The organism is Chromobacterium alkanivorans (genome assembly GCF_016937655.1).
Classification (GTDB): domain Bacteria; phylum Pseudomonadota; class Gammaproteobacteria; order Burkholderiales; family Chromobacteriaceae; genus Chromobacterium; species Chromobacterium alkanivorans.
The window spans coordinates 238,905-251,630 of record NZ_JAFHKL010000007.1; the positions used below are offsets into that span (position 1 = coordinate 238,905).

Consider the following 12,726-nt stretch of genomic DNA (forward strand, 5'->3'; position numbering starts at 1 on the left):
AATGCTCATGTACCGCTCGTAGCATTCCGTTTTTCGCTAGTTTTCGCCTTGTCTCGCCTTAGCTCGCGAGATCGTAAACACGCTCTTAGACCCGCTAACAACACCCCTGATCCTGCCTTGCGCCTCTTGGTCGTACTAGTGGTACTGCCTGCGTCGGCGCGCCTTGGCTCAGCTTCTCTGCGAGGTGTTTTAGCGGTTCTTAGTCTGCAGATGGTGCGCCTTGGCATCCGCGGCGTCCATATGCAAAAAGCCGCCCGGGGGCGGCTTTGAACAGGCGTGGCGGCTAGACTCAGCCGGCCATCGCGGCTTCGACTTCTTCCGCCGTCCGGGGAATCGGCGCGCCCAGCACGCGGCTGCCGTCGGCGGTGACCAAGACATTGTCTTCGATGCGGATGCCGCCGAAGTCGCGGTATTCGCGGAATTTGTCGTAGTTGATGTACTGGCTGTGGCGTCCTTCGGCGGCCCAGGCTTCGATCAGCGCCGGGATGAAGTACATGCCGGGCTCCACCGTCACCACCATGCCGGCTTTCAAGGCCTTGCCCAGGCGCAGGTAGCCCAGGCCGAACAGCGGGCTGCGCTCGGTGTCGTCGCCGTAGCCCACCAGGTCTTCGCCCAGGCCTTCCATATCGTGCACGTCCATGCCGATCTGATGGCCCAGGCCGTGCGGAAAGGCGATGGCGTAGGCGCCGGATTCGACGATATCGTTGGCGTCGCCGCGGAAGAAGCCCAGCGCGCTCATTCTTTCCACCATCAGCCGCGCCGACAGCTTGTGCACGTCCAGATAGCGCACGCCCGGCTTCATCGCCTCGATGGCGGCCAGCTGCATGTCCAGCACGATGTTGTACAACTCGCGTTGGCGCGGGCTGAACTTGCCGCCCACCGGGAAGGTGCGGGTGATGTCGCTGGCGTAGCCGCCGCCGGAGGTACAGCCGGTGTCGTTCAGCGCCAGGTCGCCGCTTTCCAGGCGGTTGTCGTGGTGATGGTTGTGCAGCACTTCGCCGCGGCGCGAGAAGATGGACGGGTAGGCCAGCTGCCAGTCGCGGCGGCGCATGATGCCTTCCATTTCGCCTACCACCTCGTATTCCATCACCCCGGGTTTGGCGTGGCGCATCGCGGCCACATGCATGTCGCGGGTGACCGCCAGCGCGGCTTCCATTTCGGCGATTTCCTCGTCGCCCTTGATCTCGCGCAGCGCCACCACGGCGTGGGTCAGCGGCGTGGAGAAGCCGTCCTTGACCTGGGCCGGGTGCACGTCCAGCAGGCGGCCCATTTCGATCAGGGTCTCGCCGCGGTAGGGCGCCAGGTAGTGCACGGCGCGGCCGGCGGCGCGCGCGGCGGCCACCGCGGCGGCCAGCTCGGCGTAGGCGCGGCTCTGCTCCAGGCCGGCCAGCGCGGCGCGTTCGGCCAGGCTGGGCAGCGGGCCGGTCCAGACGATGTCGGCCACGTCCGGATCGTTGCCGAACAGCGTCGCTTCGCCGCTGTCGGCGTCGATGAGGCCGGCCAGGCCCGGCTCGTTCAGGCCGAAGAAGTAGCGGAAGCTGGAGTCCTGGACAAAGGGCAGGGTGTTGTCGTGGTAGTTCATCGGCGAATCGACATTGCCGACAAACAGCAGCAGGCCGGACAGGCCGGCCGCTTGCAGACGGGCGCGGCGTTGCGCGTATACGGTGGCAGCGAACATGGTTTCCTCGAGGGTGGGCAGGGTCCGCCCGGTTCGGTCGCCGCGCGGAATATTGTATCCAGTCCCTTAACTTATCACGCCCGCCGCCGGGCTGCCAGTGCCGCTTCAGCCGCGTTGGCCGACGGCGGCTTCGGCCTGTCGGGGCTTGGCCGGGCGCAGGATCAGCGCCACCGCGCCGCCGGCCAGCAAGGCCCACAGCGGCGCGCCCAGGCCGGCGATGCTGACGCCGGAGGCGGCCACCACGAAGGTGATCAGCGCCGCCTCGCGTCGGCCTTCGTCGCCCAGCGCCGCGCTCAGCGAGGACGCCAGGGTGCCGAACAGCGCCAGTCCGGCGGCGGTGGCCACCAGCGCCTTGGGCAAGGTCAGGATCAGACTGGCCAGCGCGCCGCCGGCCGCGCCTATCGCCAGATAGAGCGCGCCGCAGATCACGCCGGCCACGTAGCGGCGCTTGGGGTCGGGATGGGTTTCCGGACCGGTGCAGATGGCGGCGGTGATCGCCGCCAGCACCACGCCGTGGCCGCCGAAGGGCGCGGTCAACATGGAGACCGCGCCCAGCAGCGACACCGGCGAGCGCGCCGGAATGTGGTAGCCGGAGGAGGACAGCACCGCCATGCCGGGCAGGAACTGGCCGGTCAGCGCCACCAGCGCCAGCGGCAGGGCCAGGTTGAAGAAGGCGCTCCACGACCACTGCGGCGCGGTGAACAGCGGGCCGCCGCCGCCGTGGGTCGGCAGCGGCTGAAACAAGCCTTGCGCCGCCGCCAGCGCGAGGCCCAGCAGGATCGCCGCCGGCAAGGCGTAGCGTGGGAAGAAGCGGCGGCCGACGAAGAACAGCGCGGCCATGCTGACCACCAGCAGCGGGTCGTGGCCGGCGGCGCTGGCGAGTTCGGCGACGAAGCGGAACAGGATGCCGGCCAGCATCGCCGCCGCCAGCGCGGCGGGGAAGACTTTCATCAGCCGGTCGAACAGGCCGCTGACGCCCAGCAGGGTGACGATGGCGGCGGCGGCCAGGAAGGCGCCCACCGCCTCGCCGTAGGGCACGCCGGGCAGGGCGGCCAGCAACAAGGCCGCGCCGGGGGTGCTCCAGGCGGTGATCACCGGCGCCTTCCAGCGCCAGGACAGCCACAGGCCGGCCACGCCGGAGCCGATGGACACCGCCCAGATCCAAGAGCCTAGCTGGGCCGGGGACAGGCCGGCGGACTGGGCGGCGTGGACGATGATGAGGAAGGGGCCGGAGTAGCCGACCAAGAGGGCCAGCACCGCGGCCAGCGCGGCGGAGGGCGACAGGTCGCGCCAGAAGGTGGACGGCATGATGCGCTTTCTTGCGATGAAAAGTAGCGCCCAGCCTAGCGCAAGCGTTGGTTCGCGCCTTCCCACAGCCGGCGCAAACAGTTTATGCTGCGCACAATCTGTTCTATATAACAGCGATGACTGATTCCCTGTATTTGCGCATTGCCGCCAAGGTCGAGCAAGGGCTGGACAGCGGCGAATATCCGCCCGGCAGCCGGCTGCCCTCGGTGCGCCGGCTGGCCGCCGAACACGGCGTCAACGTACTGACCGCGCTGGCGGCCTACCGCCATCTGGAGCGCCGGCAGCGCGTTAGCGCCCGCCCGCGCGCCGGCTTCTTCGCCGCCTTGCCCAGCCGCGCGCAGCAGGCGCGCGCCGAGGACGACGGTCTGCCGTCGGCGGCGACCCTGGTGCGGGTGGACAGCCGCATGTCGCAATTGATCGAGTGGTCGGGACTAGACATCGGCACTCAGCTGCACATGGCGGAAGCGCACGGCAGCATGTATCCGGCGGCGGCGCTGGCGCGGCGGCTGCAGCAAACGCTGAGCCGGCGGCCGGAGTTGATCGGCGCCTATCTGCCGCGCGGCGAGCAGGCGCGGCTGCACCGGCTGGTGTGCGAACTGGCGGCGCAGTGGCAGCTGGCGCTGGAGCCGGACGCCATCCTGTTCACCCACGGCATCACCGAAGCGATCAGCCTGTCGCTGCGCTTGCTGACCCGGCCCGGCGACACCGTGGCGGTGGAGACGCCGGTGTACTTCGGCCTGCTGCAGACGCTGGAGGCGCTGGGGCTGAAGGCGCTGGAAATCCCGTGCACGCCGGACGCCGGCCTGTCGCTGGAGGCGCTGGAGTTCGCCTTGCGCCACGGGCCGGCGCCGCGCTGCCTGGTGACGGTGACCAATTTTCAGAACCCCACCGGCGCGCTGATGCCGGACGAGTCCAAGAAGCGGCTGCTGCGGCTGGCTTATCGCCACGGGCTGACCATCATCGAAGACGATGTGTTCGGCGAGCTTTACTTCGGCGAGCAGCACCCGACGCCGTTGAAAGCCTGGGACAGCCGCGGCGAAGTGATTTACTGCTCGTCCTTCACCAAGTGCTTCGCGCCCTCGTTCCGTTTGGGCTGGTTGTCCGGCGGCCGCCATCATGCGGCGCTGGCGCGCTTGAGCAATAGCAGCAGCCTGGTCAGTTCGGCCTTGTACCAGAGCCTGTTGGCGGATGTGTTGGCCGACGGCGACTACGCGCGCTTCGCCGCTCAGCTGCGGCGGCAGTTGGCGCGCCAGATGCGCCAGCTGGCCGACGCGGTGCTGGCGGCCTTCCCCAAGGGCACGCGGCTGCGGCGGCCGCAAGGCGGTTTGCTGTTGTGGGTGGAGTGCCCGGAAGGCTTGGACGCCGGCCGCTTGCTGGAGCGGGCGCTGGCGGAGTCCATCAGCTTCGCGCCGGGCATGGTGTTTTCCGCCGAGCCGCGCTTCGGCCATTGCCTGCGCTTGAATTTTGGCCAGCCGTGGTCGCCGGCGCTGGAGCGGGCGATCGCCACGCTGGGCCGCTTGGCCGGCGAACAGCTGAGCCAATGAAAACGGCGGAGCGCAGGCTCCGCCGTTGTTCTTGCTTCCAAGCCTGGAGCTTGGCGTCGGCTCAGCCCTGGCGTGCGCGGCGCGCCTTGACCGCGTCGGCCAGCGTGGTCAGCAGCTTCTCGGTGTCGTCCCAGCCGATGCAGGCGTCGGTGACGCTCTGGCCGTAGGTCAGTTCGCAGCCCGGTTTCAGGTCCTGGCGGCCTTCCACCAGATGGCTTTCCACCATCACGCCGAAGATGTTGGCGTTGCCGGCGGCCAGCTGGCCGGCGACGTCGTCGGCCACTTCCATCTGGCGGCGGTAGTCCTTGCGGCTGTTGGCGTGGCTGAAGTCCACCATCAGTTTTTGCGGCAGGCCCACGGAGGCCAGCTCCGCGGCGGCGGCGCTGACATGCTCGGCCGAGTAGTTGGGTTCCTTGCCGCCGCGCAGGATCACGTGGCAATCCGGGTTGCCGCCGGTGGAGACGATGGCGGAATGGCCGGTCTTGGTCACCGACAGGAAATGGTGGGGCACGCTGGAGGAGCGGATGGCGTCCACGGCGATCTTCAGATTGCCGTCGGTGCCGTTCTTGAAGCCCACCGGGCAGGACAGGCCGGAAGCCAGCTCGCGGTGCACCTGGCTTTCGGTGGTGCGCGCGCCGATGGCGCCCCAGCTGATCAGGTCGGCGAAGTACTGCGGGGTGATCATGTCCAGGAATTCGGTGGCGGCCGGCATGCCCATGTCGTTCAGGGTCAGCAGCAGGCGACGCGCGATGCGCAGGCCACTGTTGATGTCGAAGGACTCGTTCAGCAGCGGATCGTTGATCAGGCCTTTCCAGCCGACGGTGGTGCGCGGTTTTTCAAAGTAGACGCGCATCACCACCACCAGCTCCTGCGACAGCTTGTCGCGCAGCGGCGCCAGTTTCTTGGCGTACTCGATGGCGGCTTCGGTGTCGTGGATGGAGCAGGGGCCGATCACCACCAGCAGGCGGTCGTCCTCGCCGCGCAGCAGCGCGGAGATGTCGCGGCGGGCGGCGTAAATCACCTCGGAGGCGGCCTCGGTGATCGGCAGTTCGTACAGGTGGGCGATGGGCGGCAGCAGTTCCTTGATTTCGCGGATTCTGACGTCGTCGGTCTGGCGTTGCATAAAGGCGGCTTCCTTGCTATTTCAGTTTTTGCATAGCAGCAAGATAACCGGATTCCACGACGCTAGACAAGCGGCCGGCCTGCTTTAATGCCCTAAATTCATACTAGACGATCGTTAGGGATAAGCTATCGCTTGCGGATTTATCTGCTTGTTTTTGCTGGATGGAGCAGACGCGGGCATGAAAAACGCCCTGCTTGCGGGCAGGGCGTTTTGCGGGCGAGGGCCGGAACGATCAGTCGGCGTACTGACGCTTCATCCGTTCGCGGCGTTCCTGGGCTTCCACCGACAGCGTGGCGGTGGGGCGGGCCATCAGGCGGCGCAGGCCGATAGGCTCGCCGGTGTCTTCGCAGAAGCCGTAAGAGCCGTCTTCGATCTGGCGCAGCGAGGCCTGGATCTTTTGCAGCAGCTTGCGCTCGCGGTCGCGGGTGCGCAGTTCCAGCGCGTATTCCTCTTCCAGCGTGGCGCGGTCGGCCGGATCCGGCGTGGCTTCCTGCTCTTGCAGGTGGTTGGCGGTCGCATTTGCGTTAGAGAGCAACTCCTGCTGCATCTGCAACAACCGGTCTTTGAAAAACTCAAGATGGTCGGCGTTCATGTAATCGTCGCCGGTCCAGTTGAGGATATCCTGTTCGGTTAGTTTGGCCATAATAGGTGCTTCCAGCATAGAGTTGGCAACAGGCGGAGAAGATTACCGGCGCCCCGCTATTTCTGCAACTGTCTTAGGCGCTTAGGTGATATTAACTCCCTGCTGCTGACAATCGGTATAGCGTTGTTTCACTCCGGTAACAAGCCTGAGGCATCGTTAAAAGGGTATTGGCGCAACAGGCTAAGACATAAAATGGCCCGGACAGTTCAAAGGCGGCAATCCGCCGCCTTTTTCCGGGGGCCGGCGCGCCGGGCGGCGTGCCGGATCAGCCATGCCGAGATGGCTTATTTCAGCGACAACACCCATTTGGCCAGCGCGCGCAGATCCGCGTCCGGAATGTTCGGATGCGGGGTCATCGGCACCGGGCCCCACACGCCGGAACCGCCGTTCTTGACCTTGGCCATCAGCAAGGCTTCCGCGCCTTTCTGGCCGGCGTATTTCTTGGCTACGTCCTTATAAGCCGGGCCGACGATTTTCTTGTCCACCGCGTGACAGGCGGTACAGCTGTATTTCTGCGCCAGCTGCATATTGGCGAAGGCGGGCGCGGCGGCGGCGCTCAGCAGGGCGGCGAACAGTATTTTTTTCATCGGAAGTCTCCTGTGTGGTGATGCAAATCAGTTGTCCAAATCAACGGCCGCGAAGCTGCGGCCGCCAAAAATATGACAAATAGCATGAATTGCTACAATATCACTTTGAGTTGAGTCAAGAAGCTTGCTTCCAGCATGCGCACCGGCAGCATCAGGATCACCTGGATGATCAGGAACAGCACCAGCGGCGACAAGTCCACGCCGCCGACATTGGCCTTGCGGAACGGGCGCAGGAAAGGCCGGGTCAGCGCGTCCAGCACCGGCATCAGCGGGTTGTAGGGGCTGACCCAACTGAGCACGGCCTGGACGATGACGCTGCCCATCAACAGGGTCAGCGACTGTTTGAACACCTCCAGCAAGGACAGTAGGGACAGCGCCACCCAGACCTGCGGAAAGGTGAAGACTTCCGGCACCGAGCTTAGCAGGGTGACCAGCACATTGGACAGCAGCGCCACCAGCCAGGCCAGCAGCATGGTGGCGCTGTCGTAGCCGCGCATCGCCGGCACCAGCTTGCGCAGCGGCAGCACCGCGAAGTTGGTGGCGGCCATCACGAACTGGCACAGCGGGTGCTTGAACGGCGCGCGCGCCACTTGCAGATAGAAGCGCAGCAAGAGCACCAGCACGAACAGGCCGAAAAGGGTGTGGATCAGAAAGCGCAAAGTGTCGAAGAACATGATGTGGCTTAGTCCTGGCTGAGTTGTTGGCCCATTTCGATGGAGCGGTCGCGGCAGTCCAGCGTGCCGGCGATGATGGCCTGCTTGACGCCTTCCGCCTCAAAGCGGGCGATGGCGCGTTCGGTGGTGCCGCCCTTGGACATCACATTGGTGCGCAAGGCGGCCACCGGCAGCGGGCTCTGCTTGGCCAGCTCCACCGCGCCTTCGAAGGTGGCCAGCACCAGCCGGCGCGCCTCGGCTTCGGAGAAGCCGGTCTGCTGCGCCGCTTCTATCATGCTTTCGATGAAATAGAACACATAGGCCGGGCCGCTGCCGGACACGGCGGTGACGTCGTCGATGCGCTGTTCGTTCTGCAGCCAGAGCGTGATGCCGGCCGCCTGCATCACGGTGTTGGCGTCCTGGCGGTCGTCTTCGTTGACGCCCACCGAGGCGAACAGGCCGGACACGCCCTTGCCTATCATCGCCGGGGTGTTGGGCATCACCCGCACCACGCGCTTGCTGCCCAGCCAGCGGCACAGCGCGTCCAGGCGGATGCCGGCGGCGATGGAGATCACCAGCGCGCCGTTGAGCCTGGGCTCCAGCTCCAGGCACAAGTCGCGCAGGTGTTGCGGCTTGACCGCAAGCACCACGATGTCGCCGATGTCGAAGGCGTCCGGCAAGGCCGCGCCGCCGCTGACGTCGTATTCCTGGCGCAGCCGTTCCACTTTGCCGGCGTCCGGGTCCACCACGTGGATGCGATGCGCCGCCTGCTTGATCAGGCCGGCGATGATGGCGTTGGCCATATTGCCGCCGCCTATGAAGGTAATCCGCATGCTTTTTCCTTATAAACCGGCTTGAATTCCTGTTGTTTCAAGCCGATGTCATTCAATGATAATGGCGTGCGCCGAAAATGGCGGTGCCCACCCGCACCATGGTGGCGCCTTCGGCGACGGCGACGGCCATGTCGGCGGACATGCCCATGGACAGCGTGTCCAGCGCCAGGCCTTCGGCCATCAGGCGCTCGCGCAGCCGGCGCAACAGGGCGAACTGCGCCGCCAGCCGCGCAGCGTCTTCGGTGGGCTCCGGGATGCACATCAGACCGCGCAGGGTCAGGCGCGGCAAGGCCGCCACCGCGCGGGCCAGTTCCAGCGCCTGTTCCGGCGCGCAGCCGCTCTTGCTGGCCTCGCCGGACACGTTGACCTGGATGCAGACGTTCAGCGGCGGCAGCGCGTCCGGCCGCTGCGCCGACAGCCGTTCGGCGATTTTCAGCCGCTCCACCGAATGGGCCCAGTGCGCCAATTCCGCCACCGCGCGGGTTTTATTGGATTGCAGCGGGCCGATGAAGTGCCATTCGATCTCCAGACCGGCCAGCGCCTCGGCCTTCTGCTGCAATTCCTGCACGTAGTTTTCACCAAAGGCGCGTTGGCCGGCAAGGTAGGCTTGCTCGATGTCCGCGGCGGGGAAAGTTTTGCTGACGGCCAGCAGGCGCACCGATCCCGCCGGCCGGCCGGCGGCGTGTTCCGCGTCCGCCAGGCGCTGGCGGACTTGTTGCAAGGGTTGGGAGATGGAGTCTGTCATGGCGTCGAGAAATTATTTGCTGCGGGCGGTGCGGCTTGTTGCCCGGGTTTGGGGTTTCTACAAAGAATCATGGCCGCGCATCATTAATAATATGGGGTGACGGCGATATCCCAAATGGCTGAGTTGAGCTTACAATCAGCGGAAATGCCGGGATTGGGCCGGCGCCTCGTTTGGACGCGTTGCCGGCGCGCGGCGGTTCTTCATTTTTCAAGTGGTCGCCTGGCGGCTGAAACCATGGCGGCGGCGCAGTCATCGTGGAGATTATATTATGGAAATTTCGGAGCTCTTGGCCTTTACGGTCAAGAACAAGGCGTCCGACCTGCACCTGTCCGCCGGGCTGCCGCCGATGATCCGGGTGAACGGCGACATCCGCCGCATCAACCTGCCGCCGATGGACCATCATGACGTGCACGACATGGTGTACGACATCATGAACGATTACCAGCGCAAAATCTTCGAAGACACCTTCGAGTGCGACTTTTCCTTCGACCTGCCCGGCATCGCCCGTTTCCGCGTCAATTCCTTTGTGCAGAACCGCGGCATGGGCGCGGTGTTCCGGGTGATTCCGTCCAAGGTGCTGTCGCTGGAGCAACTGGGCGCGCCCAAGATCTTCCAGGAAATCGCCGCCTTTCCGCGCGGGCTGGTGCTGGTGACCGGCCCCACCGGCTCCGGCAAATCCACCACGCTGGCGGCGATGATAGATTTCATCAACGACAACCACTTCTCCCACATCCTGACTGTGGAAGATCCGATCGAGTTCGTCCACGACAGCAAGAAATGCCTGATCAACCAGCGCGAACTGGGCTTGCAGACCCACAGCTTCGCCAACGCGCTGAAGTCGGCGCTGCGCGAGGACCCGGACGTGATCCTGGTGGGCGAATTGCGCGACCTGGAAACCATACGGCTGGCGCTGACCGCGGCGGAAACCGGCCACCTGGTGTTCGGCACCCTGCACACCAGTTCCGCCGCCAAGACCATAGACCGCATCGTCGACGTGTTCCCGGCCGGGGAAAAGGAAATGGTGCGTTCGATGCTGTCGGAATCGGTGCGCGCGGTGATCGCCCAGACCCTGCTGAAAACCAAGGACGGCAGCGGGCGGGTGGCGGCGCATGAAATCATGTTGGGCACCCCGGCGATCCGCAACCTGATCCGCGAGAACAAGATCGCCCAGATCAACTCCATGATCCAGACCGGTCAGCAGCACGGCATGCAGACGCTGGACCAGTGTCTGCAGGAGCTGGTGCGGCGCAATATGGTGTCGCCGGCGGACGCCAGACAAAAGGCCGCCAACAAGGATCAATTCTGAGCGGGCGCTGCTCTACACTAGAAATGGCGACCCGCGGGACCTCATCATGGAAAAAGACCAGGCTTCCAAGTTCATACTGGATCTGCTGAAGCACGCCACCGGCAAGAACGCCTCCGACGTTTTCATCGCCGCCGATTTTCCGCCGGCGATGAAGATAGACGGCAAGATCACCCCGGTGGCGCCGCAGCCCTTGTCCGCCCAGCACACCAAGGAACTGGTGCGCGCGGTGATGAACGACCGGCAGACCGAGGAGTTCGAGACCAAGAAGGAGGCGAACTTCGCGATCAATCCGCCGGGTCTGGGGCGTTTCCGCGTCAGCGCCTATGTGCAGCAGGGTCATGCCGGCATGGTGTTGCGCAAGATCAACACCGAAATCCCCACCTTCGACCAGCTCAACCTGCCGCTGGTGCTGCGCGACATCGCGCTGATCAAGCGCGGCCTGGTGATCTTCGTCGGCGGCACCGGTTCGGGCAAATCCACTTCGCTGGCCGCGCTGGTGGACTGGCGCAACAGCCACAACCACGACCACATCATCACCATCGAAGACCCTATCGAATACGTGCACCAGCACAAGAAGTCCATCATCACCCAGCGCGAGGTGGGCGTGGACACCGATGATTGGGACATCGCCTTGAAGAACACCCTGCGCCAGGCGCCGGACGTGATTCTGATGGGCGAGATCCGCGACCGCGAAACCATGGGTTACGGGCTGCAGTTCGCCGAAACCGGCCATTTGTGCCTGGCCACGTTGCACGCCAACAACGCCAACCAGGCGCTGGACCGCATTCTCAACTTCTTCCCCGAGGAGCGCCATCAACAAGTGTTGATGGACCTGTCGCTGAATATGCGCTCCATCATTTCCCAGCGGCTGGTGCCGATCAAAAGCGGCCGCGGCCGGGTGGCGGCGGTGGAAATCCTGCTCAACAGCCCGCTGGTGTCCGACATGATCTTCAAGGGCGAAATCGCCGGCCTGAAGGAAGTGATGGGCCGCTCGCGCGAAACCGGCATGCAGACCTTCGACCAGTCCTTGTTCGAGCTGTACGAGGCGGACCTGATCAGTTACGAGGACGCCTTGCGCAACGCGGACTCCATCAACGATCTGAGGCTGAAGATCAAGCTATACAGCGAAGGCTCCAAGTCCAGGGACCCGCTGGAAGGCATAGATCATCTCGACATCGTCTAAGCGCCTGTTCCAAGTCTGCTGCGCTTGGTGAAGCGTTGCACGGTGAGTACAAGCAAAATGCTCATGCAGCACTCGTACACTTCGCTTTTCGCTCGTTTTCGCCTTGTCTCGCCTTAGCTCGCGAGATCGTAAACACACTCTAAGAACCTGTTTACGATCTGCTGCGCTTCGGCGATACAGCGTTGAAAACACCCTCAAAATGCTCATGTACCAACCGTACACTCCGCTTTTTCGGTCGTTTTCGCCTTGTCTCGCCCTTGCTCGCGAGACTTTGAACAGGCTCTAAGAGCGGCTAAGCAAGCCCCGATGCCGCCTTGCGCCGACTTGCCGTACTCGAGTACTGCCTGCGTCGGCGCGTCTTTTTAAGCCCGCGCTTGCAAAGTCAGCGCCGCCGCCGCGCTTTTCAGCAGCCGGTCGGACAGCGCTTCGTCCGAGATGGCGCGAGACAGCAGCAAGGCGCCCACCATCAGGGCCAGGCAGGCTTCGGGCGCCAGCGCCGGGCGCGCTCCGGCCGCCGCGTCGCATTGCTGCGCCTGGCGCAGCGTGTGCAGCAGCGCCTGCAAGCCTTCTGAAAACGCCTGGCGGGTGGCCTTGTCGTGCCTGGCCAACTCCCCGGCCAGCGCGGCGGCGGCGCAGCCGGAGTCCGGGAAATCCCGGTGCGCCGGACTCAGATAGTCCTTGGCCAGCCGTTTCAGCCCGGCGCCGCTGGCCGCCTGCTCCAGCTGGGCCTGCCAAATCTCGTTCATGTCCAACAGCGCCTGGCGACAGGATTGCGCCACCAGATCGTCCTTGCTGTGGAAGTGGGCGTAAAAACCGCCGTGGGTCAGTCCCAGGTCGGCCATCAGATTGGCGATGCCGACATTGGCCACGCCTTCGGCGCGAAAGCGCAGCGAGGCCATGGTCAGGATCCGTTGACGGGTTTCGGTCTTGTGGGTTGAGCTGTAGCGCATCATTGACCTTCCTGTTCGACTACGGGGTGGCGCAACGCAATGACGAAGCGGTGATTCCGTTTTAGATGATAGCTATCATTTCTTCAATCGCGATGTGAATCAGCAAGATAGCGATCCGGCTGCCGCGCGCGCGGAATGCGCAGACCAATAAATGACGGCGGAATTTCATCTGA

At 64.6% G+C, this 12,726-nt stretch carries 12 protein-coding genes; 3 read left to right on the forward strand and 9 right to left on the reverse strand.

Annotation, left to right across the window (positions count from 1 at the left end; all coding sequences use genetic code 11):
- Positions 1-289 precede the first annotated feature (289 nt).
- Together JW897_RS14355 and JW897_RS14360 are read right to left on the reverse strand one after the other, a co-directional pair.
- Complete coding sequence (locus JW897_RS14355; protein WP_205466663.1) at positions 290-1,678, reverse strand: aminopeptidase P family protein; 1,389 nt, start codon at positions 1,676-1,678, stop codon at positions 290-292.
- A gap of 105 nt (positions 1,679-1,783) precedes the next feature.
- The gene (locus tag JW897_RS14360; protein ID WP_205466665.1) at positions 1,784-2,986 is read right to left on the reverse strand and encodes a benzoate/H(+) symporter BenE family transporter; all 1,203 of its coding nucleotides are present in this window, start codon (positions 2,984-2,986) and stop codon (positions 1,784-1,786) included.
- Between the two features lie 116 nt (positions 2,987-3,102).
- Here JW897_RS14360 and JW897_RS14365 point away from each other — a divergent pair, with 116 nt between their 5' ends.
- On the forward strand, positions 3,103-4,530 hold the full coding sequence (locus JW897_RS14365) for an aminotransferase-like domain-containing protein (RefSeq protein ID WP_205466667.1): 1,428 nt from the start codon (positions 3,103-3,105) through the stop codon (positions 4,528-4,530).
- Between the two features lie 61 nt (positions 4,531-4,591).
- Here JW897_RS14365 and aroG read toward each other — a convergent pair whose 3' ends face one another.
- The 6 genes from aroG to JW897_RS14395 all read right to left on the reverse strand — a co-directional run bounded on the left by aroG (position 4,592) and on the right by JW897_RS14395 (position 9,114).
- Positions 4,592-5,653 (reverse strand): 3-deoxy-7-phosphoheptulonate synthase AroG, encoded by a 1,062-nt coding sequence (gene aroG, locus JW897_RS14370; RefSeq protein WP_048412761.1) that lies wholly within the window; start codon positions 5,651-5,653, stop codon positions 4,592-4,594.
- A 232-nt stretch (positions 5,654-5,885) separates the two neighbouring features.
- Entirely contained in the window at positions 5,886-6,296 is a 411-nt protein-coding gene (dksA, locus tag JW897_RS14375) for an RNA polymerase-binding protein DksA (protein ID WP_019102526.1), read from the reverse strand.
- A gap of 284 nt (positions 6,297-6,580) precedes the next feature.
- Complete coding sequence (locus tag JW897_RS14380) at positions 6,581-6,883, reverse strand: c-type cytochrome (RefSeq protein ID WP_205466669.1); 303 nt, start codon at positions 6,881-6,883, stop codon at positions 6,581-6,583.
- 92 nt (positions 6,884-6,975) lie between these two features.
- Complete coding sequence (locus tag JW897_RS14385) at positions 6,976-7,557, reverse strand: YggT family protein (RefSeq protein ID WP_048412759.1); 582 nt, start codon at positions 7,555-7,557, stop codon at positions 6,976-6,978.
- Positions 7,558-7,565: 8 nt separating this feature from the next.
- On the reverse strand, positions 7,566-8,369 hold the full coding sequence (proC, locus tag JW897_RS14390; RefSeq protein WP_205466672.1) for a pyrroline-5-carboxylate reductase: 804 nt from the start codon (positions 8,367-8,369) through the stop codon (positions 7,566-7,568).
- Between the two features lie 52 nt (positions 8,370-8,421).
- Complete coding sequence (locus JW897_RS14395; RefSeq protein ID WP_205466674.1) at positions 8,422-9,114, reverse strand: YggS family pyridoxal phosphate-dependent enzyme; 693 nt, start codon at positions 9,112-9,114, stop codon at positions 8,422-8,424.
- 268 nt (positions 9,115-9,382) lie between these two features.
- Here JW897_RS14395 and JW897_RS14400 point away from each other — a divergent pair, with 268 nt between their 5' ends.
- Both JW897_RS14400 and JW897_RS14405 read left to right on the forward strand, forming a co-directional pair.
- Positions 9,383-10,420, forward strand: coding sequence for a type IV pilus twitching motility protein PilT (locus tag JW897_RS14400; RefSeq protein WP_043589321.1), 1,038 nt, complete (start codon positions 9,383-9,385; stop codon positions 10,418-10,420).
- Between the two features lie 46 nt (positions 10,421-10,466).
- A complete protein-coding gene (locus tag JW897_RS14405) occupies positions 10,467-11,603 on the forward strand; it encodes a PilT/PilU family type 4a pilus ATPase (protein WP_048412756.1) in 1,137 nt (378 codons plus the stop codon).
- Between the two features lie 362 nt (positions 11,604-11,965).
- Here JW897_RS14405 and JW897_RS14410 read toward each other — a convergent pair whose 3' ends face one another.
- Positions 11,966-12,556, reverse strand: a complete 591-nt coding sequence (locus tag JW897_RS14410) for a TetR/AcrR family transcriptional regulator (RefSeq protein ID WP_240352211.1) — start codon at positions 12,554-12,556, stop codon at positions 11,966-11,968.
- Positions 12,557-12,726 lie beyond the last annotated feature (170 nt).

Coding starts and splice junctions, on each gene's coding strand:
- JW897_RS14355 (WP_205466663.1), bottom strand. CDS start 1,678: ATGTTCGCTGCCACCGTATACGCGCAACGCCGCGCCCGTCTGCAAGCG.
- JW897_RS14360 (WP_205466665.1), bottom strand. CDS start 2,986: ATGCCGTCCACCTTCTGGCGCGACCTGTCGCCCTCCGCCGCGCTGGCC.
- JW897_RS14365 (WP_205466667.1), top strand. CDS start 3,103: ATGACTGATTCCCTGTATTTGCGCATTGCCGCCAAGGTCGAGCAAGGG.
- aroG (WP_048412761.1), bottom strand. CDS start 5,653: ATGCAACGCCAGACCGACGACGTCAGAATCCGCGAAATCAAGGAACTG.
- dksA (WP_019102526.1), bottom strand. CDS start 6,296: ATGGCCAAACTAACCGAACAGGATATCCTCAACTGGACCGGCGACGAT.
- JW897_RS14380 (WP_205466669.1), bottom strand. CDS start 6,883: ATGAAAAAAATACTGTTCGCCGCCCTGCTGAGCGCCGCCGCCGCGCCC.
- JW897_RS14385 (WP_048412759.1), bottom strand. CDS start 7,557: ATGTTCTTCGACACTTTGCGCTTTCTGATCCACACCCTTTTCGGCCTG.
- proC (WP_205466672.1), bottom strand. CDS start 8,369: ATGCGGATTACCTTCATAGGCGGCGGCAATATGGCCAACGCCATCATC.
- JW897_RS14395 (WP_205466674.1), bottom strand. CDS start 9,114: ATGACAGACTCCATCTCCCAACCCTTGCAACAAGTCCGCCAGCGCCTG.
- JW897_RS14400 (WP_043589321.1), top strand. CDS start 9,383: ATGGAAATTTCGGAGCTCTTGGCCTTTACGGTCAAGAACAAGGCGTCC.
- JW897_RS14405 (WP_048412756.1), top strand. CDS start 10,467: ATGGAAAAAGACCAGGCTTCCAAGTTCATACTGGATCTGCTGAAGCAC.
- JW897_RS14410 (WP_240352211.1), bottom strand. CDS start 12,556: ATGATGCGCTACAGCTCAACCCACAAGACCGAAACCCGTCAACGGATC.